Consider the following 25,055-nt stretch of genomic DNA (forward strand, 5'->3'; position numbering starts at 1 on the left):
CAACGCCATGGCCGGCACCGTGTTGGTCACCTACGGAACCACGAACGGATCGACGGCACGGATCGCCGAAACCGTCGCCGACGTCCTGCGGAAGGAGGGGTTGACGGTCGAGACCCTGCCCGCCCGGTCCGTCGCCGGTGTGACGTCGTACGACGCCGTGGTGGTCGGTGGCGGGCTGTACGCCGGACGCTGGCACAAGGACGCCCGTCGGTTCGTCCGCCGGCACCGCCACGAACTGGCGGAACGCCCGGTGTGGCTGTTCAGCAGCGGCCCGCTGGACGCTACGGCCTCGGAACGGGACATCCCGCCCGTACCCGGTGTGAGGAAGGCCGTCGCCGAGCTTGACGCCAGGGAGCACGTCACCTTCGGCGGCTGCCTCGAGGAGGGCGCGAAGGGATGGGTCGCCCGGATGATCCTCCGCAACGGAAAGGGCGGGGACTTCCGCGACTTCACGGCGATCGAGACGTGGGCGGCACATGTCGCCGACGACCTGACCCGCGGATGAGGACCGGTCCCCGTGCCCGCGACCGGCCGCTGTGCCGTCCGTGAACTGCCGCCCCACCGGCTGCCCGTCCCACGCGGTACCGGCCGCTGTGGTCCTCCGCACACGCCTTCGACGGTCATCGCGGAGAGTCGGACCGGGCGGCGCCGGCCGAGCCCACGCCCAGAAGCAGGGCATGAATCCTGCTGTGGCCGGGGCGAGCATCCACGGCGGTTGCGCGGACACCGCCGGCCCACTGGCGTGCGGTGCTGACGTGCGGCTCAAGGCGCCTTCTCCTTGCTTCACGGAAGGGATCGCCCCGTTCCCGGACTCGCGCAGCTGCCGAGCAGCCGGACACGAGAACGCCCCGGCGATCCGGTCAGTGACGCGCGTCCGATCCCCGTACCACGGCGACCGGGCAGTGCGCGTGGTGCAGCAGGGCCTGGCTGACCGAGCCGAGCAGCAGGCCGGCGAAACCGCCGCGCCCCCGCGCGCCGAGGACCAGGAGCTGGGCGGTCCTGCTGGCCTCGATCAGAGCCTCACGGCTACCGCCGTGCACCACCCTGTGCTCGACCTGGACTCCCGGGTACGTGTCCCGGTGACCCGCGAGTGCCTCGGACAGCAGGCGTTCCTCGCTCTGCGCGAGCGCGCCCGGCTCATTCGCGTACGGCAGCACGGGGTCCTGTGGCGGGGGCACCGGCGCGTTCCACGTGGTCCAGGCGTGCAGGGCGATGATCGAGGTCCCGCGCAGCTCGGCCTCGGCGAAGGCGAAATCGATCGCCTTCTCGCCCGCGGGTGAGCCGTCGACCCCCAGCACGATCGGCCCGGCGGCGTCAGGCTGCTCCCGCACCACCAGCACAGGGCACGGTCCGTGTGCCGCCAGGTGCACCGCCGTCGAACCCGCGAGCAGCCCCACAAAGCCCCCCATGCCCCGGGATCCGACGACCACCAGCTCCGCGGCACGCGACTGCGCCTCCAGTACCGTCAACGGCTCGCCCGCCACCATGACATTCGTGACGTGCACCTCCGGCGCCGCCGACCTGGCGCGCTCCACCGCCTCGGCCGTCAGCCGCTCGGCCTGGTTGCGCACATCGCTTTCGGGCGGGCCGAAGGGAGACGGCCCCAACGGCGCATGCAGGGCGGACCAGAGGAACGCGTGGACCACGCGCAGTCCCGCGCCCCGCCACCGGGCCTCGCGAGCCGCCACCTCCGCCGCGGCGAGACCCGACGCCGAGCCGTCCACTCCCACTACCACCAGGCCGCTGCTCACCCGCGCCTCCCTGCCTTCCTCAAGCCTCACCCGGATGATGCGCTGCCGCCAGAGGACCGGGCGGCCGAGCGTGGTGCACCGGCACCCTGACGCCCCTGGCGCGAACGGCATCCGCCCGAAGCCCGGATTGTGGCGCTCCGGAACTGCCACCACGATGAAGACATGGCTGCCATGCGTCCCGCCGGCCGTTCCGACGCCTTCCGTGCCCTCTCCGAGCGGCGCGGAAGAGCCGGTGAGCGGCTGGTGGAAAACCTGGCCCGGGCCAGGGCCGGCACGGTGGACCGCCCCGAGAGCTGGGCCCCGGCGGTCGCCGCCGGCCTCGGCCTGCCTGCCGCCGCAGCACTCGGACCGGCCGCCTACTACGCGGACCTCGTCGCCCCGCACGGGCGCCGTCACATCCGGGTCTGCTCGGCGACGGCGTGCTTCGCGGCGCGGTCAGGACGGCATCTCCCCCAGGTGGAGCAGGAGCTGGGCGTCACCGTGGGCACCGTCTCACCGGACGGAGAGACGTCACTGCAAGCCGTCCGCTGTCTGGGGTACTGCTACGCCGGCCCCGCCGCGCTCGACGGGGCCGTGCCCTGCACGGGTCCCGCTCTCGCCGCCCAACTGGCAGGGCACGAGCCACCGTCGGATCCGCAGATGCCAGTGGCCGACGACACCGGGGCCCCCGTGCTGCTGGCCGGAGTGGTCGCGGATGAGCCGGCGTGGCAGGTGTGGCCGCGGAGCGTGGTGGCCGGCAGCCCTGAGCAGGTCCACGGGGAGGTGGCCGCCTCCGGGCTGCGCGGACGCGGGGGAGCGGGCTTCCGGGTGGCGGCGAAATGGGAGGCGGCGGGCCGGGCGCCCGGCACCGTGCTGGTGGCCAACGGAGATGAGGGGGACCCCGGGTCGTACGCCGACCGGTTGCTGATGGAGGCCGACCCGCGGCGGGTGCTGGAGGGCCTGGCGCTGGCCTGCTTCGCCTGTGGTGCCCGCCGGGGCGTGGTGCTGGTCCGCTCGGAGTACCCGCGCGCGCTGGCACGGATGCGGGAAGCGGTCGAGGAGGCGTACGCGGACGGGCACTTCGGCCCTTCCGTGCACGGTACGGACACGGCCCTGGACGTCGAGGTGGTGCGGGGCGCCGGATCGTACGTCGCCGGTGAGGAGACCGCGCTGATCGCGAGTCTGGAAGGGGACCGGGGCTGCGCCCGGCCGCGCCCGCCGTACCCGACCGCGCGCGGGCTCCGGGGCGCGCCGACCGTGGTGAACAACGTGGAGACCCTCGCAGCCGTCCCCTGGATCGTGGCCCGGGGCGGCGACGCGTACGCCCGGCGCGGGACGCCGGAGGAGACCGGCACGAAACTGGTCTGCCTCTCGGAGCGGTTCGCCCGGCCGGGGGCCTACGAGGTCGAGCTGGGTACCTCGCTGCTGCGGATCGTCACCGAGCTGGGCGGTGGCATGAGGGACGGCAGCGAGCTGACCGCCCTCCAGGTCGGTGGACCACTGGGCGGATTCCTCGCCCCGGACGCGCTGGACGTGCCGCTCACCACGGCCGGCCTGGCAGCCCGCGGTGCCGCACTGGGCCATGCCGGCCTGGTCGCCTTCGACCGGCGTGTGGCGCCGCAGGACGTGCTGCGGCACGTGTGGGAGTTCGCGGCGGCGGAGAGTTGTGGCGCCTGCTCCCCCTGCCGGGTGGGCTCACGCCGCGGTCTGGAGCTGGCCGGGGCCGGCACTCCGCCCGGTGCCGAGTGGGGACGACTCGCGCGGGTACTGGCCGAGGCGAGCCTGTGCGCGTTCGGGCGGCGCATCCCGCCCGCCGTGCGCAGCCTCGCCCGCGTCTACGGCGACCGACTGGCGGGATGGGAGCCATGACCGGAACCGAGATCCAGGTCGACGGCACGAGCGTTGCCGTACCCGAGGGAGCATCCCTGCTCGCGGCCGTGCGAGCGGCCGGGAGCGATCTGCCCGCCCTGTGCTCCGACGACCGGCTCAGCCCGGCCGGCTCCTGCCGTACCTGCCTCGTACGCGCCGCCGGGCAGACCGTGGCGGCCTGTGTGACCCCGGCCGCCCCCGGTGTCCACGTCGAGACCGCGACCGACGATCTGCGGCAACTGCGCCGGGAGGCGGTGGAGGTCATCGCCTCCGCCCTGCCGCCCCGAGCCCTCGCCGACGGCAACCCCGGTGAACTGGCCGAGGCCTGCCGGTCGATGGGCATCGGCCCCGACACCGCACAGGGGGCCGGAGGCCGGGGCGGGGACGACTCCCACCCCTACGTCCATCTGGACCGGGACCTGTGCATCGCCTGCGGCCGGTGCGTCCGCATGTGCGCCGAGGTGCAGGGCACCTTCGCCCTGACCCTGGTCGGCCGGGGCGCCGACACCGTGGTCGCGCCCGGCACCGGCGGGCCCTGGGCCGAGTCGGACTGCGTCGCCTGCGGCGGCTGCGTCGACACCTGCCCCACCGGCGCGCTCACCGAACCCGGCCCGGCGCGCGGACTCACCTCCGCCCACCGGCCGCCGGCGACCCGTACGACGTGCGGCTACTGCGGTGTCGGCTGCGCCCTGGACGTCGTCACCGCCGGCGGCGAGATCACGACCGTACTGCCCGCCCGTGACGGCCCGGTCAACCAGGGCCACGCCTGTGTCAAGGGCCGCTTCGCCCACGGCTACATCACCTCCCCCGAACGGCTCACCCGGCCCCTGCTGCGACGTGACGGCCGTCTGGAGCCCGTCAGCTGGGACGAGGCGCTCGGGCATGTCGCCCGAGGGCTGCGCGCGGCCGTCGCCGCCGGTGGCCCGGAGTCTGTTGCGGCGATCTCCTCGGCCCGCGCCACCAACGAGGAGAACTACCTCGTCCAGAAGTTCATGCGGGCCGTCATCGGCACGAACAACGTGGACAACTGCTCCCGCCTGTGCCACTCCCCGTCCGCCGCCGGTCTGACCGCCTCCTTCGGTCTGTCCGGCGGCACCGACAGTTTCGACGACGTCGAGCGGTCCGACTGCCTGCTCGTGGTGGGGGCCAACCCCGTCGAGGCCCACCCGGTGGTCGGGGCACGGCTGCTGCGGCGCGTGCTGCACGGGGCCGAGCTGGTGGTCGCCGATCCGCGCGCCGTGGGCCTCGCCGCGCACGCCGATGTGCATCTGCGGCCCCGCCCGGGCACCAACGTGGCGCTCTTCCACGGGCTCGCCCACGTCCTGCTCGCGGAAGGCCTGACCGACGAGGCGTTCCTGCGGGAGCGGGCCACCGGTCTGCCGGAGCTCACCGAGCTGCTGGCCGACTACCCGCCGGACCGGGTCGCGGACATCACCGGTGTGCCCGCAGCCGACCTGATCGCCGCCGCCCGGCTCTACGGCGGGGCCCGGAGTCCCGCGATCGTCTACGGCCTGGGGGTGACCGAGCACCTGCACGGCACGGACGGGGTGCGGACGCTGGCCAACCTGGCGATCCTGCGCGGTGCCGTGGGCACCGACAGAGGGCACGGAGTCAATCCCCTGCGCGGCCAGAACAACGTGCAGGGCGCCTCCGACATGGGCGCGCTGCCCGACCTCCTGCCCGGCTACGGCAAAGTGACCGACCCGGCGGCGCGGGCCCGGGCCGAGGCGGTGTGGGGGGTCCCGGTACCCGAGCGGCCCGGCCTGCGCATCCCGGACATGTTCGCCGCCGCGCGAGCGGGACGGCTGCGGGCGCTGTGGGTCATCGGAGAGGACGTGTGCGCCACCGATCCCGACGCGAACAAGGTGGCCGAGGCCCTTCGGGCGTGCCCGCTCGTGGTGTGCAGCGAACTGTTCCTGTCCGAGACCGCACGCCGTGCCGATGTGGTGCTGCCCGTCGCCTCCTGGCTGGAGAAGGACGGCACCTTCGTCAACTTCGACCGCCGGTTCCAGCGGGTCCGCCCCGCCGTGCCCCCGCCGGGAGAGGCGCGCAGCGACTTCGACGTCGTGCACGCCGTCGCCTCGGCGATGGACGCCGACCTCGGCTGTCCGACACCGGCCGCCGCCCTGGTCGAATGCGGCCGCGTCGCGCCCCTCTTCGCGGGCTTGTCGCACAACCGGCTGGACCGGGAAGGCGCTGTGCCGTGGCCCTGCCGGGACCCCGGCCGGCCCGGTGAGGCGAAGCTCCACCGGGACCGGTTCGCCACCGCCGACGGCCGCGCTCACCTGGCCGCGGCTCCCTACCTACCGCCGGGCGAGCACCCCGACGACGACTACCCGCTCATCCTGGTCACCGGACGCCGCTGGGCGCACTACAACTCCGGCAGCATGACCCGGCGCGGCGCCAACCTCGCCCTCGACCCCGTCGACCTCCTCGATCTCCACCCCGGCGACGCCCACCGCTACGCCGTGCGCGACGGTGAACCGGTCACGGTGGAAAGCCGGCACGGCAGGGCCCGCCTCATCGCCCGCGTCGGCGAGCAGACCGCGCCCGGCCAGGTCTTCTGCTCCTTCCACTTCCCCACGAGCGGGGTCAACCGCCTCACCTCCCACCACGCCGACACCGTCACGTCCTGTCCCGAATACAAGGTCACGGCGGTCCGCGTGGTCGTGACGTGACAGAGAAGGAAGCCGGACGCTCCGCAACAGGTACAGGGATTCCTCTGCGGACAACAGGGGGTGGGGACGGCGAACCGACGGCTTCCGGCACCGTGGACGCGCCCCTGGTCCAGACCCTGCCGACCGGGGAGGTCTTCGCTGCGCTGAACACCTCGCCGCGAGGGCTGACCCCGGCGGCCGCGACGGCGTTGCAGGCTCGTCTGGGCCCCAACGAACTTCCCTCCGCGCACCGCAGGCGGCTGTGGCGGGATCTGGCCGGTCAGTTCACCGACCTGTTCGCCGTCGTCCTGCTCGTTGCCTCCGCGATCACTTTTCTGGCCTACGGGCTTCAGGAACCACGGGATATCGGCACGCTGCAACTCGCCGTGGCGATCCTGTGTGTGGTGGTGCTGAACGCCGCCATCGGCTTCGCCCAGGAGTACTCCGCGGAGCGCACGGCCGAATCGCTGCAGGCGATGGTCAGACACACCTGCCGGGTGCTGCGCGACGGAGAGAGACGCGAGGTGTCCTCTCAAGAGGTGGTGCCTGGGGACGTGGTCGTCCTGGAGGCCGGGGACGCGGTGCCCGCGGACTGCCGTCTCGTGGAGGCACACGAGGTCTCCGTGAACAACGCGGCGCTGACCGGGGAGAGCGGTGCCGTCGGTCGCACCGCCCACCCCGTGGCGGCGTGTCCGGTGCTCCAGGCCCGTAACTGCGTGTTCATGGGCACCGATGTGGTGGCCGGTTCCGCCAAGGCCGTGGTGTTCGCCACCGGCGCGGCCACCGAGTTCGGCAGGATCTTCCGGCTGACGGCCGCGGCACCCCGCCGGCGGACCCCGCTGCAGCGCCAGGTCGCCCTGATGGCACGCAGGGTCGCGGGGACGGCCCTGGCGATCGGAGCGCTGTTGTTCCTGGTGCGCCTGCCGACGGGGCAGCCGTTCGTCGAGACCTTCGTCTTCGCCCTCGGCGTCATGGTCGCGCTCGTCCCCGAGGGACTGCCCGCAACCATGTCGGTGTCCCTGGCGATCGGCGTACGGCGCATGGCCCGGCGGCACGCCCTGGTCAAGCGGCTGCTGGCGGTGGAGGCACTGGGGTCCACCACGGTCGTGTGCACGGACAAGACCGGGACCCTCACCCGGGCCGAGATGACCGTCGTACGGGTGTGGGCAGACGGAACGGAGCACGCCGCGACCGGCGTGGGCTACGCACCCGACGGCGAGGTCACCGACCCGGCACCGGTGCGCGGACTGCTGCGGGCGGCGGCCCTGTGCTGCAACGCCCGATTGGTTCCGCCGTCGGACGGGGCGGGCTGGCGGGTGCTGGGCGACACCACCGAGGGGGCGCTGCTCGTCGCCGCGGCGAAGGCCGGGCTCGACCTGGCCGTCGAGGAAGCCGCGGCACCGCGCGTCGCGGAGTATCCCTTCGACTCGGGCCGCAAGCTCATGAGCACCGTGCACCAGGACACAGACGGCGGCGGCCACCGTGTGTACGTCAAGGGCGCACCACAGGAGCTTCTCGACCGTTGCGTCGCCGCCGACCGGGCGGGGGAGTGCCGCCCCCTGACCGACGCGTTGCGAGCCGAGGTCATCGCCGCCGACGATGCGCTGGCCTCCCAGGGACTGCGCGTGCTGGCGGTGGCTTGGCGGCCGGTGCCCGACCCCCGGCCGGGCCGGGCGACGGCCGAGTCGGAGCTGACGCTGCTGGGGCTCGTCGGGATGCTCGACCCGCCGCGACCCGAGGTCAGCGACGCGGTCGCCGCCTGTCGGCGGGCCCGCATTCGGATCGTGATGGTCACCGGGGACCACCCGTTGACCGCCGAGGCCGTCGCCCGAAGGGTCGGCATCGTCACCGGACCCACCCCCACCGTGGTGACCGGTGCCGAGTTCGAGGCGCTGGACGACGACGACCTGGACGCGTTGCTCGACCGGCCGGTGGAACTGCTGCTGTGCCGGGTCAGCCCTGAGGACAAGATGCGGGTCGTGGCCGGCCTGCACCGGCGTGGCGAGGTCGTCGCCGTCACCGGCGACGGCGCCAACGACGCCCCGGCCCTCAAGCACGCCGACATCGGCGTGGCGATGGGCGCCTCCGGCACCGATGTCGCCAGGGAGGCCGCGGTGATGGTGCTCCTCGACGACTCGTTCGCCTCCATCGCCGCAGCGGTGCGGCTGGGCCGGTCGGTCTACCAGAACATCCGCAAGTTCCTCGTCTACCTCTTCAGCCACAACATCGCCGAACTCGTCCCGATCCTCGCGGCGACCTTCGCCGGCTTCCCGCTGGTGCCCATCAGCGCCGTGCAGATCCTCGCCATCGACCTCGGCTCCGACGTCCTGCCGGCCCTGGCGCTGGGCGCCGAGCCGCCGGAACCCGACGTCATGGACCGCCCACCACGGTCACGGAAGGAACAGCTGTTCTCCAGGGCCGTCATGGGCCGCATCCTGTTCCTGGGCGGCATTCAGGCAATCGGTGTGACCGCCGTCTTCTTCTGGCACATCCATGCCTCAGGGATTCCGTATTCCGAGTTCACCAAGGACGACACCGCCTACCGGGAGGGGATCACGATGGTCCAGGCCGGGATCGTGGTCAGCCAGTTCTTCAATGCCCTCGCGGTGCGCACCGACCGGCAGAGCCTTTTCCGTATCGGTGCCCTGTCCAACCCCTGGCTGCTGGCCGCCGGCTGCTTCGGCATCACCGTCATGGCGGGTATCAGCTACCTGCCCCCGCTCCAGGCCCTGTTCAACACCGCCCCGCTGGGCCTCGGCGACTGGGCCGTCCTCGCCGGCCTCGGCGCGCTGCTCCTGGTCGCCGAAGAGCTCAGGAAGGCGTGGGTGCGTCACCGCCGGCGCACGGCCCCGAAAGGAGAGTGGCGATGAGAGTGATCATCGTCGGCTGCGGACGGGCCGGTTCCCTGCTCGCCGCCCAACTCGCCGTCGAGGGCCATGACGTACGGATCGTGGACCGTGCGGCCAGGGCTCGCAGGCTGCTGCCCGCGGGGTTTCTGGGCCGGTTCCACGAAGGCAACGGATACAGCCGTACGGTCCTTGAGGCCGCCGGAATCGAGCACGCGGACGCGTTCGTCGCCGTCACGTCGGGCGACAACAGCAACATCGTCAGCGCGCGGACGGCCAAGGAGACCTACCGGGTGCCGATCGTCCTCGCCCATGTCCACGCCCCTCGCAGCGCCGACATCTGCCGCGAACTGGGTATCCCCGCCATCGCCAGTGTCCGCTGGACGGTGCACCGGATCCACCAGATGCTGCTGCACCGCCACCTCACCCCCGATCTCGCCTTCGGCAACGGCGAGACACTGCTGATCCGCTCACAACTGCCCGGCTACCTCACCGGGCGGCGCCTGACCGAGCTCGATGCCGACGGCGAGATCCGCGTCATCGAGGTGACCAGGGCGGGCCGCTCGTTCGTCCCCGCGCACAACACCCCTGCCGAGCCCGGAGACCTGGTCACCTTCGCCGTCGCCGCCACGTCGCTCGGCCGGCTGCGCGGCTTCCTGGACAAGGAGCTGGGTACGTGAAGGTCCTCATCGCCGGCGCCGGACGCCTGGGCACACAGATCGCGCAGGTCCTCGCCGCCGCCGGCAACGACGTCGTCCTCGTCGACATCGACGACGACCGCATCACCGAGCTCGAAGGCCGGCTGCCCGTGCGCCTCCTGGCCGGGGACGCCTGCGAACCCGGCTTTCTCGAGCATGCCGGGGCCCTCACCGCCGACCTCGTCATCGCCACCACGGGCGACGACGAGGACAACCTCGTCATCAGCTTCCTCGCCAAGCGGCGGTTCGCCGTGCCGCGCGTCGTCGCCCGCGTCAACGACGCGGAGAACAACTGGCTCTTCGACCAGAACTGGGGAGTGGACACCGCGGTCCCCGTTGCCATGCCCCTGATCTCCCTCATCGAGGAGGCGACCGGTGCCGCCGACACCGTCGCGCTGCTGCGGCTGAGCAAGGCGGGCGTCGACGTCATCGAAACCGCCATCACCGCGCAGTCCCGTGCCGCGGGCCGCACACTCGCCGAGATCCCCCTCCCCGAGGGCACGGTCGTCGCGACCGTCGTCCGGGAGGGACGGCCCACGGTTCCCGCGTCCGGGATGCGGCTGCGGCCCGGCGACGAACTTCTCCTCGTCTCCCACGCCGCCACCGAGCAGGAGATCCGCGCGGCCTTCCAGTAGACGGAGACTCGCCGGTCAGGGCTGGACGTCGAGTACGTCCGGCACCGGGCGTCGCGGGGTGTCGGGGCCCTTGGGGCCGTATCCCAGGCGCAGCACGATCTGCATGTGTCCGGCCCTGGAGCGCGGCGGAGCGTGGTGGGCAGGTGCCGTGGCCGCTCACTGTTCGGCCGGAGTGATGCGGCGTCCGGTCAGGCGGGTGGGCCGGATCGACACCCACATCTCGCGTCCGTCCCCGGCCCACGGTGCGGTGTGGGCGCGTTCGGTGAGCCGTCGCCCCTGGTCGGGCTCGGTGACCACCCGGGCGGGGCCGACGGCGAGCACGCTCCAGCCGCGGCTCATGGCGTCGTCCACATGGTCGACCTCGAACGCGATCTCCGATCCCACGGCCGCCGCGGGCACGGAGTCGGGAGCGGTCCGGAAGGCGATCGTGTCGTCGAGGACCTCGTAGTTCACCGGGACCACCGCCGGCCCCTCGGGCGTGGTCACCGCGATGCGTCCCACCCCGTGTGTGGACAGCAGGGCCCGGCACTCCTGTGGTGCGAGGTCGCGCAGTTCGGGGTGGAGCAGTGCGGTGCCCCGGCCGGGCGGCAGGTCGACGCCGCTGCCGCGCAGTGCCTGGACGCTGGTGCCCAGGGCCGCGGCCAGCCGGAGGAGGGTCGCCGGGCTCGGATCGGCGGGGTGTTCCTCGAGGTAGGCGAGGTAGTCCGGTGCCATCCTGGCGCGGCGGGCCGTCTCCTCCCGGCTCAGGCCCCGCCGGGTGCGTTCGGTGGCCACCCGCCGGCCGAGGTCGCCGGGGTCGGGTGCGCCGGCGGGCGGGGGCGCCCCGGCCCCGGCCCCGGCCCCGGTCTCGGTTTCGGTTTCGGGTTGGTGTCCGAGGTGTTTGATGTGGGCGTCGGGGCCGGGGAAGACGAGTGTCACCGCCTGGGTGTCCGACCAGCGCACGTCGTAGGGAGGGGTGCCGTCCTCGTGGTGGAGTCTGACGATCTCGCCGTCGCGCCGGGGGGCGCCGGTCGCCGGGCCTTCGATGACGAGTTGATCGCCGAGGTGAGCTCGCATGATCGCCGCCCTTTCCTCAAGGTACCGATGGGCAACTGCTTCCTGACCCGCCCTTCACGAAGGGCTGCCGGGTAACGGAAGGGGCGGGCACCGGCCGGTCGCAGCCGACGGCGCGTCGGCCGGCCCCGCCGCCCTCAGCCGGTGATCTCGATGCGGTGCGGCTTGGTCTTCCGGGTCTTGGGGACGCGCACCGTGAGGACCCCGCCGGTCAGTTCCGCGGTGATGTGCTCGGTGTCGATGTTCGGAGGCAGACTCGTGCGGTAGTCGAACCGCCCGACGTGCCGGGTCTGCCGGCGGACCACACCCGTGCGTTCCCTCTCCTTGATCTCGCCGTGGATGTCGAGCTCGCCGTCGTTGACCTCCACGCTGATCTGGTCCTTCTCCACGCCGGGAAGTTCCAGCTCCATCAGGTAGGCGTCCTCGGTGTCCTCGACGTCGGCCAACGGCGCCCACGCCCCTTCCCCGGCCTCGGCCTCGGGAAAACCACGGCCGGGGAAGGAGGCGTGCATGAGCTGATCCACGCGGATGCGCAGGTCCTCGAGTTCCTGGAGGGGGTCCCATCCGGAGAGCGAGCCCCTGCCGCGGTGTGCTGGAAGCGTCATCGGTCATCCTCCTTGGTTTTCGATCCACAGCGCATCCGGCCGCAGAGACGGATCCGCTCCTCACGAAGCCGGGGACCTGGACGGGCGTCCGACCCACAAGGTGTCCCCGGCCGGGGCGCGGACCGGGTCACATGGACCACCCGACTGCCGGGCGGGGGCCCGGTCGCGTCGTGCCCGTGCCCTCGACGTCGCGCTCGGCGATGTCCACCAGCTGCCGGCCCAGGTCCTGCAGGGCCCGGCCGGCCGCCAGCTCGTCACCGATCTCCGGCACGTCCGGGTCCGCCGGATTCCGGCGTGCGGTGCCGTGCCCGGTGAGCACCGTGATCCCGGTGTCGACCACCGCGCGGGCCTTTGTGGTTCCCCCCTCCTCGAAGAGGTAGAGGCGAGCCTTCCATTCCAGGGTGTGCGACATCCGCTCTACTCCTCAGCTCGGGACGGACCTGTAGGGCCCGGACGCGGCTCGTTCGGACATCCCGTGCCGTGTGGCGGGGCTCCCGTCTGCTCCGCGATACGGCGCCGGACCCGGTCGGTGAGCGCGCGCAGCCGCTCGGAGGGCATCATCCGGGGCGCTACGGGGGCCCGGATCCGGCGGGCGGACGGCGGCAGCGCGGCCAGGTCGGCAGCCAACCTCTCCCGGCACCCGTCGAGCGCGGACCTGCCACCGGTGCGCTGTCCGTGTCGCATCACCGTCTCCAACAGAGGTGTGCCGTCGTGCGGTGGCCGCTCGTCGGCGAGAGCGATCACGTCGGAACAGCCGGGACGACGGAACACCTGTTTCTGCCCGGGCGCCGTCACCTTCGCCGACGACAGCTTCATCACCGGCCGCCCTTCGTACTCCACCATTTTGTAGGCCGAGTCCAGATACGGCGCGTCGGCCGAGACCCCGATGCGAGTGCCGACCGCGTACACGTCGATCGGTGCCCCGGAGCGGACCAGATCGTCCACCGCGTACTCGTCGAGACCGCCGCTGACGGTGATCTGCACGTCCGGCAGGCCCGCTTCGTCGAGGACGGACCGGGCCCGCACGGCCAGGGCTCCCAGATCACCGCTGTCCAGGCGTATGGCGCAGCCCGGCCCGCGGTCCAGATCCCTCAGCACACGTGCCGCGACGCGGACGCCCGCCTCGGTGTCGTACGTGTCCACCAGGAAGGTCACGGGGCCGGGGTGGGCACGGGCGAAGGCGCGGAACGCCTCCTCCTCGGACGAGAAAGCCTCCACGAAGGAGTGGGCCATCGTGCCGACGGCGGGTATGCCCGTGGCCGTGGCCGCGGCCACGTTGCTGGTCCCCGCGAAACCGGCCATTGCGCCGAGCCGGGCGGCCTGGAAACCGGCCTGCGGACCGTGGGTCCGCCGCAGGGAGAAGTCCACGACCGGGCGCCCGGCCGCCGCGATCACACAGCGCGCGGCCTTCGAGGCGATCATCGTCTGATGGCTGAGCAGGTTGAGCACGTACGTCTCGGCCAACTGGGCCTGCGGCAGCGGAGCCGTCACCTCCAGCAGGGGCTCCCCGGCGAGCACGACCCTGCCCTCCGGCACCCCCCGCACGCTGCCGGTGAACCGCAGGCCGAGCAGGGGTTCCAGATCCCGCGGCGGACGGTGCAGCGCGGCGGCGAAGGCGAGGACGTCCTCCGGGCCGACCCGCAGGCTGGACAGGTGGTCCAGGGCCGACTCCAGCCCCGCGGCAACCAGGAAGCCCCGCTCGGCGGGCAGATCGCGGACGAACAGGCTGAATGTCGCCGGGCCGGTCATCCCTTCCCGTAGACAGGACATGGCCATCGTCACTTCGTACAGGTCGGTGGTCGTGGCATCGGACATCAGCGCCACCTTCTCCATCCCGTCGCGTTCGCCCGAGCGTCACCGGTGGAATCGACCGGTCCACAGGGGCTCCACCAGATCCCACTCGGCGTCCCACTGCGCGAACCTCCTCCGGTCCAGCACATGGCGCATTCCTGCCCGCGCCACGAAGGCCCCCGTCGCCACACTGGTCACCGCCATGCCTCCGACGAACCAGCCATCGGCCACGGCCCGGGTCCTGGTCAGCGGCGGGCCGACGGCGGTTCCGCCCCGGTCCACCCACACCCGCACGGTGGAGCCTTCGGACGTATCCGGCTTCACGAGTACGGTTACCGTCCGCCCCGTGTCCCTGCCGTCGGTCCAGCGGACCTGTGCCTGCGCCATCTGTCCGACATTCCCGGAGACCGACATCACCCGGGCACCGACCTGCTGCCGGTCGGCTGACCGGGCCTACACCGTGAGCATCGAGGACCTGTACGTCGCCCTGCCCGCGACGAATCCTGCCAACGGCAGTCCGACGACAAGGACGATCACCAGCACGCGACGCATCCAGAACTCGATCCGGTCCGACGTACGGATCAGGGGGTTCCGCCCTCGGAGGGCCTCATCCCCGCGCGGTGGCAGCGGACCGAACGCGTACGGTGAATGTCGGGTACTCATCGTCGAGCCTCCAGCGGATCGCCGGTCGCTTCTCTTTCCACCGTCGGACGGCGGCGGACCTCGGTCACCGGGCCGAAGGTCCCCGGCAGGTGGCCTTTCAGGCCTTGGGGGTCGGCCCCCGGAGCGGTTTCCTCCGACGTATCGGCACGATCGCGACCGGACACGGTGCGTGATGGAGCAGGGCGTGGTTGATCAGGCCGAGTTGCAGGCCGGGACGGACATGCCGTTCACCGGCACCGACAACGAGCAGGTCCGCTTCCGCCGCGGCCTCCCACAGCGCCTGTCGTGCTGATCCCTCGACCACCCGGCGTGTCACGTCGGTCTCCGGGTACTGCTTCTCAGGGTTGCGCAGAGCGTCGTCGAGCACCTGTGCCGGTGGACGACGGTGGGCCTCGAGGGCGTACCACGGCCCGGGGAGAGGTTCGGAGAGTGCGCCAAGCGGCGCACTCCAGGCGTGGACCGCTACGAGTTCGCAGCGCCGCACATGAGCCTCGCGGAAGGCGAACCCCACGGCCGTGTCGCTTCCCTCACCGTCCTCGACCCCCACGACGACGTTCCCGAACCGGCCGGCCCGGTGCTCCTGCGAGCCACGCACGACGATGACCGGGCAGTCCGCCCGCGCCGCCACGGCGAGGCTGACCGAACCCAAAAGCAGCCCGGTGAGTTCCCCGAGCCCTCTGGACCCGAGCACCAGCGCGAAGGCCTTGTGTCCCTCGTCGACCAGGGCGGAGGCCGCGTCGTCGCGCAGCACCTCGCTCGACAGCCGCACGCCGGCGGCGCCCCCTCCGGCCCGTTTTGAGGCGGCGGTGATCAGACCGGACGAGTCCTGGCCCGGCGCCGCCGCGTGCAGCAGGTGGAGCGGCACCGCGTGCCGGGCCGCCTCGTCGACCGCCCAGTCCACCGCCTCCAGGCTCGACTCCGACCCGTCGACCCCGACCACCAGGGGAACCACCACAGCCACACCTCATCCCTCGCCGGACTCCGTCCTTCGAGCCCCGACCCACATCGGGTCCGCGTGCGCCGCAGAAGGGTTTGCGGTAACTCTCGGATGAGTGGCAGGCACTGCGCGGCCCGCCACGCCCCGGAAGGACGACCCCGGTCATCGTCATGTCCAGCTTCCTACGAGACGGAGGCAGGCGCCATGGAGCCTGTGATCACCGTTGGTCTCGACGGCTCACCCGAGAGTCTTTCCGCCGCCCGCTGGGCCGCGGACGAGGCCGAGCACCGCAAGCTGACGCTGCGCCTGTTGCACGCGTGGCCCATGCTCGCGCCGGAACCCACCAAGGTGCCCTCCGAGATCGACCAGAACTACTGGGCGAAGCGGCTGGTGCACAACGCACAGGCGGAACTTCAAAGGCGCCATCCCGGTCTCGCCATCGTCGGCAACCTGGTTGCCGACGAGGCCCAGGACGCGCTGTTGCACGCGGCGTCGGAGTCCGCCATGACCGTGCTCGGTTCGCGCGGGCTGGAACTCGTCGAGAGCTACTTCCTCGGCGACACCGGCATGTCCGTCGCGGCACAAGCCGAGCGGCCGGTGGTCCTGGTCCGTGCCGGAACCCGCGCGGAAGTCCCGCCGGCCGCACCGGCCGGGACAGGCGATGTCGTGGTCGCGTTGAAGCTGCACGGCCCCTGCGACGACCTGCTCGGGTTCGCCTTCGCCGCGGCCTCGGCGCGGAATGTGCCGCTGCGGGTCGTGCACGGCCGGAGCCTGCCCGTGCACGCCTATGTTCCCTGGGGGGTGGATCACGACGTCGCCGAAGGCGTCGCGCAGGAGGCGAGGAAGCAGCTGGACCAGGTCCTTCGCCCCTGGCGTGAGAAGTTCCCGCAGGTGGAGGTGGCCGACAGCATCGGGCTGGAAAGCCCCGCCAGGGCGGTCCTGCGGTCCGCCGGGAGCGCCGGGCAGCTGGTCGTCGGCCGACGTCGGCACCGTCGCGTTCTGGCACCTCGCCTGGGTCCCGTCGCCCAGGCGGCCATCCATCACGCACGCTGCCCCGTCGCCGTCGTCCCCCATGACTGAGCCCGATGCCCCGAGGGGAGCGAGGCCGGTCGCACACCGGATCGACGCGTCCGCACTCCGGTCGGGCTCCGGCCCCGACGGTGCGACGTTTCCGCGCGCGGAGCTGCACGAGACGCACACCGCGATCGTGCTCCTCTTCGGCGATCACGCCTACAAGATCAAGAAACCGGTCGATCTGAAGTTCCTGGACTACACCACGGTGACGGCCCGCCGGGCCGCCTGCGAACAGGAGATCTCCCTCAACCGCCGCTTCGCCGCGGACGTCTACCTGGGCCTGGGCGAGATCCGCACCCCGCACACGGACGTGGCCGAACCGCTCGTCGTGATGCGCCGCATGCCGGCGGACCGCCGACTGTCCCGGCTGGTACGAGAGGGAGTCGCCGTCGACGACGTCCTGCGGGCCGTGGCCCGGCAACTCGCCGCACGCCACGCGGACGCGCACCGCAGCCCGGAAGTGGACGTACAGGGAACCCGCGACGCTCTGTACTCGAGGTGGGAAGCGAGCTTCGCACAGGTCCACGCCCTGGCCGAAGACGTCTCCTTGCCCGACGGCATCGACGAGGTCGAGCGGCTGGCGCGCCGCTATCTGGCCGGCCGCGAGCACCTGTTCGACACGCGGATCCGGCAAGGACGGATCGTCGACGGCCACGGCGACCTGCTGGCCGAGGACGTCTTCTGCCTCGACGACGGCCCCCGCATCCTGGACTGCCTGGAGTTCGACGACCGCCTTCGCCACGTCGACGGCCTCGACGACGCCGCCTTCCTCGCCATGGACCTGGAACAGCTCGGCGCCCCGGAGTCCGCGGCCCACTTCCTCGCCCGGTACAGCGAGTACTCCGGAGACCCCGCGCCCCCGTCGCTGTGGCACCACTACGTGGCCTACCGCGCGTTCGTCCGCGCCAAGGTCTCCCTGATCCAGTCAGGCCAGGGCGCGCCCGGTGCCGAGACGGCGTCCCGGCGACTGGTCACGGCGACGCTGCGCCACCTGCGCACCTCCGCCGTCGGTCTGACGCTGGTGGGCGGCCTTCCGGGCAGCGGGAAGTCCACGCTCGCCGGCGCACTGGCCGACCGCCTGGGGGTGACCCTGCTCAGCAGCGACCGCCTCCGCAAGGAACTGGCCGGCCTCCCCGCGGAGCAGCCCGCGGCGGCCGGCTACGGCGAAGGCCTGTACACACCGGAGTGGACCGCCAGGACCTACGCCGCGCTGCTCGACCGTGCCTCCACCCTGCTGTCCTCGGGAGAATCCGTCGTCCTGGACGCCACATGGTCCGACGCGGGACAACGCGAAGCCGCCCTGCGCACGGCCGAACGCACCGGCGCCGACCTCGTGGCCCTGCACTGCCAGGTCCCCGGCGACGTGTCGGCGGCCCGCCTCACCTCCCGTGCCCCGGGAGCATCGGCATCCGACGCGGGCATCGCCGTGGCCACCGCCATGGCCGACAAGGAGCCACCGTGGCCCGAGGCCGTCACGGTCGACACCCGTGGCCCCCTGGAAGCGGCGGTCGTCCAGGCGCTGGCAGCCCTGCGCCCGTGGGGCACCGGCCAGGCCCCGGTATTCCGCCGCCCCCACCCGCGGCCGGACTGACGGACATGGGCGATGTGGTTCCCGTGTTGCCGGGGAGGCTTCGGGGGGTGACGGTGGAGAGGAACCGGCGAGGGGGACGAGGGAGGCAGCGGGCATGCGAGGACTCGTCTACCACGGTCCCGCCCGGACCTCCTGGGACACGGTGCCGGACCCGGTGCTCGAGGCCGACACCGACGCGATCGTGCGCGTCGACGCGACCACCGTCTGCGGCAGCGACCTGCACATCCGGCAGGGCGACCTCGCCGAGGTGAAACCGGGAACGGTCCTCGGCCACGAGGCCGTCGGCGAGGTGGTGGAGGCCGGCAGCAAGGTGCACAGCCGGCGTCCCGGACAGCAGGTGATCGTGTCGGCCGTCTCGGCCTGCGGGCACTGCCCGTCCTGCCGCGACACCCTGTACGGGCAGTGCCGCGGGGGCGGCGGGTGGATCCTGGGCAACACCGTCCACGGCACGCAGGCCGAGTTCGTCCGCGTCCCCTTCGCCGACCACTCCACACACCGGCGGCCCTTGGACCTCCCCCTGGACGAGGCGGTCCTGCTCGCCGAGCTCCTGCCCACCGCCTACGAGGTCGGGGTGCGCAACGGGCACGTGGGCCCGGGCGACACCGTGGTCGTGGTGGGCGCGGGACCGGTGGGGCTGGCCGCCGTCCTGGTCGCCCGGCTCTACTCGCCGCGCCGGATCGTCGCGGTGGACCTGTCCCGCCCCCGGCTGGCGGCCGCCGCCCGGCTGGGGGCCGACGCCGCCGAACTGCCCGGCCGGATGGTCGCCGAACTGTCCGAGGGGCCCGGCGCCGACGTGGTCATCGAGGCCGCGGGCACCCCGGACGGCTTCGTCCTGGCGACCCGCGTGGTGCGCGCGGGAGGGCACATCGCCAACATCGGCATGCCCGGCAGGCCGGCCACCCTGCACCTGGAGGCCCTGTGGCGCAAGAACGTGACGATCAGCACCGGCCAGGTCGACACCTCCTCCACCCCGTGGCTGCGCGACCTGCTGCTCTTCAAACGGCTGGCGGCCGCCCCCCTGGTCACCCACCGGTTCCGCCTCGAGCGCATGGAGGACGCCTACGAGGTCTTCGCGCACGGTCCGGACACCGGCGCCCTCAAGGTCGTGCTGCACCGCGAGACACCGGAACCACCCCGGTAACCGGTCCTCCGATCCGCACTGGGCCGACGACGACAGCTCTCACCTCCCGTGGGCGACGAGGAAGTCGGCGCTGCCGGACAGCGTGGTGAGCTGCGGTGTGTCCTCGTCGTCGATCCGCATGCCGGTCCGTTCGCCCAGGATCTCGATGTAGGTCAGGAAGTCCAGCGAATCCATCTCGAGCGCGTCCCGAAACGCCTCGTCGGGACCCAGAGTGGCCAGGTCGGCGTCAGGAATGACCTGGGCGATCGACTCCTTGACCACGTTCAGCGCGTCGGTTCGGTTCACAGCTTCTCCGGATTCTGCAAGAGACGGTCGAGCGTTGTCAGATAGCGGGCCCCGACGGCGCCGTCCGTCGCCCGGTGGTCCGCCGAGAGGGTGGCCGTGACGACGGGACGTACGCCCAGCAGGCCGTCGACGGCGCACGGCCGGTCGACCACCCGCCCGAAGCCGACCAGGGCCACCTGCGGCGGATGAATCACGCCGAACACGGTTTCCACGCCCTGGTCGCCCAGGTGGGTGACCGTGATCGTGGCGTCGGACACTTCGGAACCGCGCAGCCTGCCCGTGCGGGCGCGTGACACCAGGTCTTTCAAGGCGGTCATCAGCTCGGGCAGTCCGAGGGTGTCTGCCCGGTGCAGGGCGGGTGCGACGAGTCCCCCGCCACGAAGGGACACCGCCACGCCGAGATGGATGTCCTGAGCAGCGGCGAAGCGGTCGTCGGTCCAGAAGCCGTTGAGCTCGGGCACCTCGTGTGCCGCGAGGGCGGCCGCCTTGAGCAACAGGGCCGCCGGAAGCAGTCGTTCGGACATCGGACTGCGCCGGTTGTGGTCGTGCAGCCAGTCCATCGCGGTGGCCATGTCGACGGTGGTGGACAGGTAGTAGTGCGGGATGTCCCGGTTGGCGCGGGTCATCAGGCGTGCGATCACCTGGCGCATGCCCGACGCCTGGTCCTCGGGAGGGTGGGAAGCACGCACGGCAGCGGTGGTCCGGCGCGGCGGTGGGGGCGCGGCAGCATGACCGGAGGCCGCCTTGCTCACGTCTTCGGCGCGGATGGCGGAATCTTTGCCGGTGCCGGTCACCGCGGACAGGTCGACACCCAGCTCGGCGGCGCGTCGGCGGGCGAGGGGAGTGGCCCGTATGCGCGAGGGCCGGGCAGCGGTCGTGGCTGCCGCTGCCCGCTCGATGTCGGCCCGGGTGACACGCCCTGCCGGCCCGGAGCCGTCGAGGGCCGTGAGATCGACGCCGCTCTGCTCCGCGAGGCGCCGGATCAACGGGCCGGCCCCGACGTGTCCGCGGTCCCGGCCCCCGGACGGCACCGGCGTGCGGGCAGGGGAGGGCTTGGAGGTTCTGGCGGGCCTCGCGTGCTCAGGGGCGGGCGGGGCCTGTGGTTTCCCCTGGGCCTTCCGGGCTCTCTCCGGTTCCCCGCGCCCTTCTGCCGCCGGCTCGATCAGCGCGAGCGGCGTGCCCACCGGTACCGTCGTGCCCGGCTCGACGAGCAGCCGTCCCATCGCTCCGCTCTCGAAGCACTCCACCTCGATCGTGGACTTCGCGGTTTCGATGACCGCGACCGGATCCCCTCTGCGGATGAGGTCGCCGGGTCCCACCAGCCATTCCACCAGCGTGCCCTCGTCCATGTCGGCGCCGAGTGACGGCATGGTGAACTCGCCCATGATCAGTCCACCGCCCGGTGTGCGGCCGCGACGATGTCGGCGGTCTGTGGCAGGGCGGCCTCTTCCAACTGCCGGGCGTACGGGATGGGCACCTCGGCGCTGCACACCCGCTCGACGGGGGCGTCCAGGTCGTAGAACGACTCCTCGGCGATGCGGGCGGACACTTCGGCGGCGAGACTCCCCGTGCGCCATGCCTCGTCGACGATCACCGCACGGTGGGTACGGGCCACGGACGCGGTGACGGTCGCACCGTCGAGGGGCCGCAGCGTGCGCAGGTCGATCACCTCGGCGTCGATACCCTCGGCGGCCAGCTCGTCCGCCGCCGCGCGTGCCTTGGGCAGCGAACCGCCGTACGTGATCAGGGAGATGTCGGTGCCGGGTCTGCGGATCGCGGCATGGTCCAGGTCCACGGGGGCCGTCGGCGGGAGGAGTTCGCCGGAGGCGTTGTAGAGGCTGCCGTGCTCGAAGACCACCACCGGGTCGGGGTCGGCGAGCGCGGGGGCGAGCATGTGGCGTGCGTCCTCGAGCGTGGCCGGGGCGAGCACGCGGATGCCGGGAATGTGTGCGTAGAAGCCTTCCAGGCTGTGCGAGTGCTGCGCCGCGAGCTGCCGCCCCGCGCCCGTCGTCATGCGGATGACCAGCGGCACGGGCAGCTGGCCACCCGACATGTGCAGCAGGGTGGCGGCGTTGTTGAGGAGCTGGTCGAGGGCGAGCAGGCTGAAGTTGACGGTCATGATCTCGACGACGGGCCGCATCCCGGCCAGAGCGGCGCCGATGCCGGCCCCCACGAACGCGGACTCCGAGAGCGGGGTGTCGCGAACGCGGTCCGGTCCGAACTCCTCCAGCAGCCCGAGGCTGACGCCGAAACAGCCGCCGTACCTGCCGACGTCCTCGCCCATGAGGAAGACCCGGTCGTCGGAGCGCAGGGCTTCCCGCAGGGCCTCGCGCATCGCCTCCCGGTACGTCGTCTTCGTCCCCTCCGTCGCGACTGCGTTCACGGTCGGCTCACTTCCTCGGCCGAGGTACTGGTGACGTGGCGGAGCAGGTCCTCGACCGGCTCCTCGGGTGCTTGCTCGGCCGCATCCACGGCGCGGTCGATCTCGTCGGTGATCCGCTGCTCGATCCGGGTGAGTTCTGAGTCGTCGAGCTCGCCGTTGTCACGCATGAGGTGCGTCAGCCGGTCGATCGGGTCCCGGGACTTCCACTCCTCGATCTCCGCCTTCTTGCGGTAGCGGTCCGGGTCGTACATGGAATGGGCGCGGAACCGGTAGGTGCGCAGCTCCAGGAAGTGTGGTCCGGTGCCTGCCCTGATGCCTTCGACGGCCCGCCGGGCGGACTGTTCGACGGCGTCGACGTCCATGCCGTCCACGGCCCAGGCGGGCATGCCGTAGGAGGCGGCGCGCATCGCCAGGTCGGTCTGGGCGTGTTCGCGCGTGAGCGCCGTTCCCATGGCGTACAGGTTGTTCTCGCAGACCAGTAGCAGGGGCAGGTTCCACAGGGCGGCGAGGTTCGCCGTCTCGTGGAACTCGCCCTCGGCGAAGGCGCCGTCGCCGAAGAAACAGCAGGTGACGCGGGGCATGCCGCGCATCCGGTCGGCGAGGGCGAGACCGGCGGCCAGGGGAAGACCACCGGCGACGATCGCGCTGCCGCCGTAGAAGCGGCGGCTCGCGTCGAACAGGTGCATGGATCCGCCCCGGCCGCCGCTGCAGCCGGTCGCCTTGCCGTACATCTCGGCCATGACGGCCTCGGCCGTGAGGCCACGGGCCAGCGCGTGGCCGTGTTCGCGGTAGGTGGAGACGACCGCGTCCTCGGGGGTCAGCGCCTCGTTGACGCCGACGGCGACGGCCTCCTCACCGATGTAGAGGTGGACGAAGCCGCGGATCTTCGCGGCGCTGTACAACTCGACGCATCGCTCCTCGAAGCGCCGGATGCGCAGCATGGCCGTCAGCAGGTCCGTTCGGCGCCGGACATCCGGTCGGCCGACCGGTGGGGGTCCGGTGTCCGCCTTCCGCTCGGCCGTCGCGGTCTTCCTGCCGGGCTTCGGGGGCGCCGAGTCCTTGCCGGTGCGGGTGGTGGGTCGGGCCGCGCTCATGCGGATCCCTCCAAGGTCGACAAGTCGCCGGTAGGCAGACCGAGTTCACGCGCACGCAGCAGCCGGCGCATGACCTTGCCGCTGCGGGTCCTGGGCAGGTTCTGGTCGAAGGCGATCTCCCTGGGCGCGACGGCCGGGCCCAGCCGCCGACGGGCGAAGCCCAGCAACTCGCGCTCCAGATCCGGGGAGGGGCCGACGCCGGGGCGCAGCGACACGAAGGCCTTGACGATGTTCCCGGCCACGGGGTCCGGCCGTCCGATCACCCCGGCCTCCGCGACCGCCGGGTGCTCCATCAGAGCGCTCTCCACCTCGAACGGGCCGATCAGATGCCCCGCCGACTTGATCACGTCGTCGGCGCGTCCCACGAACCAGTACCAGCCGTCCGCGTCCCGTCGCACCAGGTCGCCGGTCAGGTACCAGCCGTCGGTGAAGGCGGCGTCGTAGCGCTCCTTGTCGTGCAGATAGCCGCGGAACATCGACGGCCAGCCGGGGCGCAGCGCCAGCTCACCCTTTTCGTCGGGGCTCTGCACTTCCGTGACCCGGCCGCCGGTGACCAGCGCCCGGCCGTCCTCGCCGGTCCTCAGCACGGTCGCCTCGACGCCGGGCAGCGGGCGGCCCATCGAGCCGGGCCGGATGTCACAGGCCGCGTAGTTCGCGATCATGATGCAGCCGGTCTCCGTCTGCCACCAGTTGTCGTGCACCGGCAGGCCCAGCACATCCCGGCCCCATACGACGGCCTCGGGGTTGAGGGGTTCCCCGACGGAGGCGATGAGGCGCAGGGCCGACAGGTCGTAGGAGCGCGGCAGGTCGTACGGGCCCTGACGTGGTGTCGCACGCATGAGCATGCGCAGCGCGGTGGGCGCCGTGTACCAGACGGTGACCCGCTGCTCGCCGAGGATCCGGTACCAGCGGCGGGCCTCGTAGTCGCCCTCGTCGACGACCACCGTCACACCGTGCACCAGCGGGGCGACGATGCCGTACGACATGCCCGTGACCCAGCCGGGGTCGGCGGTGCACCAGTACACGTCCCCGGGGTGCAGATCGAGCGCGTACGCGGCCGTGGCATGGTGGGCGACCACCGCCTCGTGGACATGGACCGCGCCTTTGGGGGTGCCCGTGGTGCCGCTGGTGAAGTGCAGCAGGGCCATGTCTCCGGGCGAGGTCGGCGGGATCGTGAAGGTGTCCGCGGCGGCGGACAGCAGCGCGTCGAAGGAGACGGTGCCGGGCAGATCCTCGGTGCCCGGCCCGACGATCAGGACGTGTTCCAGGCCGGGCAGCGAGTGCCGGCGGTCGGCCACCTTCTTCCGGTAGAGGGCCGCCGTGGTCACGAGCACCCGGGCGTCGCCGAGACGCAGCCGCTGCTCCACCGGGTCGGGGCCGAACGCGGAGAACAGCGGGCAGAGCACGCCGGTGTTCTTCAGCGCGCCCAGCACCGTGGTGTAGAGCTCGGGGCAGCGGCCGAGCAGCGTGAACACCCGGTCGCCGTGGCCGACGCCGAGTGTCCGCAGCACGTTCGCGAAGCGGGCCGTACGCCGGGCCAGTTCGGCGTACGTGACATCGGCGACGGCGTTGTCCCGGGCGATGCACCGCAGCGCGACCTTGTCCGCCCGATCCGAGGCCGCATGCCGGTCCACTGCCTCGTGTGCGATGTTCAGCCCGCCGCCGGGCAACCCGGCCAGCGCAGTGCGCGCCTGAGCCCAGGTGAACGTCGAGCGGACCCGTTCGTAGTCGGTGAGCCGAGGCGGAACGACCGGTGCGGTGTCCTTGTGGATCGTTTCCCAGTCCATGGGTGCTCCTCGCGGCACTGCCCTTGATCTCCAGGGTCGCGGAGCATGGCGCCGGTCGCACGTCGGCCCGCGTGGAGCGCCCGGACCAATGGACGGGCGGCATCTGCCGGCCTCGATGGAGCCGAGGGCCGCCCGCTTCTTGCGGGCCCTCATTGCACGGTGCGCGGTTTCGCTCCGCTCCTCCGTGTCTTTTGTGGCCCTCGGCTCATTTCCATG

At 72.3% G+C, this 25,055-nt stretch carries 20 protein-coding genes and 1 pseudogene; 9 read left to right on the forward strand and 12 right to left on the reverse strand.

Annotation, left to right across the window (positions count from 1 at the left end; translation table 11 throughout):
- The first annotated feature begins 7 nt into the window (after window positions 1–7).
- Complete coding sequence (locus PYS65_RS32365; protein ID WP_279337502.1) at window positions 8–505, forward strand: flavodoxin domain-containing protein; 498 nt, start codon at window positions 8–10, stop codon at window positions 503–505.
- 355 nt (window positions 506–860) lie between these two features.
- Here PYS65_RS32365 and PYS65_RS32370 read toward each other — a convergent pair whose 3' ends face one another.
- Complete coding sequence (locus PYS65_RS32370) at window positions 861–1,751, reverse strand: universal stress protein (RefSeq protein WP_279337504.1); 891 nt, start codon at window positions 1,749–1,751, stop codon at window positions 861–863.
- Between the two features lie 162 nt (window positions 1,752–1,913).
- On the opposite strand from PYS65_RS32370, the gene PYS65_RS32375 reads away from it, so the two are divergent.
- The 5 genes from PYS65_RS32375 to PYS65_RS32395 all read left to right on the forward strand — a co-directional run bounded on the left by PYS65_RS32375 (window position 1,914) and on the right by PYS65_RS32395 (window position 10,435).
- On the forward strand, window positions 1,914–3,599 hold the full coding sequence (locus tag PYS65_RS32375) for an NAD(P)H-dependent oxidoreductase subunit E (protein ID WP_279337506.1): 1,686 nt from the start codon (window positions 1,914–1,916) through the stop codon (window positions 3,597–3,599).
- Window positions 3,596–6,277 carry a formate dehydrogenase subunit alpha gene (gene fdhF / locus PYS65_RS32380; protein ID WP_279337507.1) on the forward strand — a complete coding sequence of 894 codons (2,682 nt, stop codon included), beginning with the start codon at window positions 3,596–3,598 and terminating at the stop codon, window positions 6,275–6,277. The genes PYS65_RS32375 and fdhF overlap by 4 nt, the downstream gene beginning before the upstream one ends.
- 92 nt (window positions 6,278–6,369) lie before the next feature.
- Entirely contained in the window at window positions 6,370–9,126 is a 2,757-nt protein-coding gene (locus PYS65_RS32385) for a cation-translocating P-type ATPase (RefSeq protein ID WP_279337508.1), read from the forward strand.
- Window positions 9,123–9,782 carry a potassium channel family protein gene (locus tag PYS65_RS32390; protein WP_279337509.1) on the forward strand — a complete coding sequence of 220 codons (660 nt, stop codon included), beginning with the start codon at window positions 9,123–9,125 and terminating at the stop codon, window positions 9,780–9,782. Before PYS65_RS32385 ends, PYS65_RS32390 begins: the two co-directional genes overlap by 4 nt.
- Window positions 9,779–10,435, forward strand: a complete 657-nt coding sequence (locus PYS65_RS32395; RefSeq protein WP_279337510.1) for a potassium channel family protein — start codon at window positions 9,779–9,781, stop codon at window positions 10,433–10,435. The genes PYS65_RS32390 and PYS65_RS32395 overlap by 4 nt, the downstream gene beginning before the upstream one ends.
- A gap of 156 nt (window positions 10,436–10,591) precedes the next feature.
- Here PYS65_RS32395 and PYS65_RS32405 read toward each other — a convergent pair whose 3' ends face one another.
- The 6 genes and pseudogenes from PYS65_RS32405 to PYS65_RS32435 all read right to left on the reverse strand — a co-directional run bounded on the left by PYS65_RS32405 (window position 10,592) and on the right by PYS65_RS32435 (window position 15,502).
- On the reverse strand, window positions 10,592–11,491 hold the full coding sequence (locus tag PYS65_RS32405) for a pyridoxamine 5'-phosphate oxidase family protein (protein WP_279337511.1): 900 nt from the start codon (window positions 11,489–11,491) through the stop codon (window positions 10,592–10,594).
- Between the two features lie 134 nt (window positions 11,492–11,625).
- Window positions 11,626–12,093, reverse strand: coding sequence for an Hsp20/alpha crystallin family protein (locus PYS65_RS32410; RefSeq protein ID WP_279337512.1), 468 nt, complete (start codon window positions 12,091–12,093; stop codon window positions 11,626–11,628).
- A gap of 127 nt (window positions 12,094–12,220) precedes the next feature.
- Window positions 12,221–12,505 carry a DUF1876 domain-containing protein gene (locus PYS65_RS32415; protein ID WP_279337513.1) on the reverse strand — a complete coding sequence of 95 codons (285 nt, stop codon included), beginning with the start codon at window positions 12,503–12,505 and terminating at the stop codon, window positions 12,221–12,223.
- Window positions 12,506–12,510: 5 nt separating this feature from the next.
- The gene (locus tag PYS65_RS32420; protein ID WP_279337514.1) at window positions 12,511–13,908 is read right to left on the reverse strand and encodes a nicotinate phosphoribosyltransferase; all 1,398 of its coding nucleotides are present in this window, start codon (window positions 13,906–13,908) and stop codon (window positions 12,511–12,513) included.
- Between the two features lie 39 nt (window positions 13,909–13,947).
- A pseudogene (locus tag PYS65_RS35310) lies at window positions 13,948–14,547 on the reverse strand (Rv1733c family protein).
- Between the two features lie 97 nt (window positions 14,548–14,644).
- A complete protein-coding gene (locus PYS65_RS32435; protein ID WP_279338148.1) occupies window positions 14,645–15,502 on the reverse strand; it encodes a universal stress protein in 858 nt (285 codons plus the stop codon).
- 186 nt (window positions 15,503–15,688) lie between these two features.
- Between PYS65_RS32435 and PYS65_RS32440 the strand changes: the two genes are divergently transcribed.
- The 3 genes from PYS65_RS32440 (at window position 15,689) to PYS65_RS32450 (ending at window position 19,290) form a co-directional block, all read left to right on the forward strand.
- Window positions 15,689–16,564, forward strand: coding sequence for a universal stress protein (locus PYS65_RS32440; protein WP_279337517.1), 876 nt, complete (start codon window positions 15,689–15,691; stop codon window positions 16,562–16,564).
- A gap of 103 nt (window positions 16,565–16,667) precedes the next feature.
- Window positions 16,668–18,149, forward strand: a complete 1,482-nt coding sequence (locus tag PYS65_RS32445; protein WP_279338149.1) for a bifunctional aminoglycoside phosphotransferase/ATP-binding protein — start codon at window positions 16,668–16,670, stop codon at window positions 18,147–18,149.
- A 94-nt stretch (window positions 18,150–18,243) separates the two neighbouring features.
- Window positions 18,244–19,290 carry an alcohol dehydrogenase catalytic domain-containing protein gene (locus PYS65_RS32450; RefSeq protein WP_279337518.1) on the forward strand — a complete coding sequence of 349 codons (1,047 nt, stop codon included), beginning with the start codon at window positions 18,244–18,246 and terminating at the stop codon, window positions 19,288–19,290.
- Window positions 19,291–19,329: 39 nt separating this feature from the next.
- Here the strand turns inward: PYS65_RS32450 and PYS65_RS32455 are convergent, their stop codons facing one another.
- Genes PYS65_RS32455 through acsA form a run of 5 tightly spaced genes read right to left on the reverse strand, consistent with a single transcriptional unit; the run spans window position 19,330 to window position 24,839 of the window.
- A complete protein-coding gene (locus tag PYS65_RS32455) occupies window positions 19,330–19,575 on the reverse strand; it encodes an acyl carrier protein (protein ID WP_279337519.1) in 246 nt (81 codons plus the stop codon).
- A complete protein-coding gene (locus tag PYS65_RS32460) occupies window positions 19,572–20,960 on the reverse strand; it encodes a 2-oxo acid dehydrogenase subunit E2 (RefSeq protein WP_279337520.1) in 1,389 nt (462 codons plus the stop codon). The genes PYS65_RS32455 and PYS65_RS32460 overlap by 4 nt, the downstream gene beginning before the upstream one ends.
- A 2-nt stretch (window positions 20,961–20,962) precedes the next feature.
- Complete coding sequence (locus tag PYS65_RS32465) at window positions 20,963–21,958, reverse strand: alpha-ketoacid dehydrogenase subunit beta (protein ID WP_279337521.1); 996 nt, start codon at window positions 21,956–21,958, stop codon at window positions 20,963–20,965.
- Entirely contained in the window at window positions 21,955–23,052 is a 1,098-nt protein-coding gene (gene pdhA, locus PYS65_RS32470; RefSeq protein WP_279337523.1) for a pyruvate dehydrogenase (acetyl-transferring) E1 component subunit alpha, read from the reverse strand. Before pdhA ends, PYS65_RS32465 begins: the two co-directional genes overlap by 4 nt.
- Window positions 23,049–24,839, reverse strand: a complete 1,791-nt coding sequence (gene acsA / locus PYS65_RS32475; protein WP_279337524.1) for an acetate--CoA ligase — start codon at window positions 24,837–24,839, stop codon at window positions 23,049–23,051. The genes pdhA and acsA overlap by 4 nt, the downstream gene beginning before the upstream one ends.
- Window positions 24,840–25,055: the final 216 nt, after the last annotated feature.

It is taken from the genome of Streptomyces cathayae (assembly GCF_029760955.1).
Classification (GTDB): Bacteria; Actinomycetota; Actinomycetes; order Streptomycetales; family Streptomycetaceae; genus Streptomyces; species Streptomyces cathayae.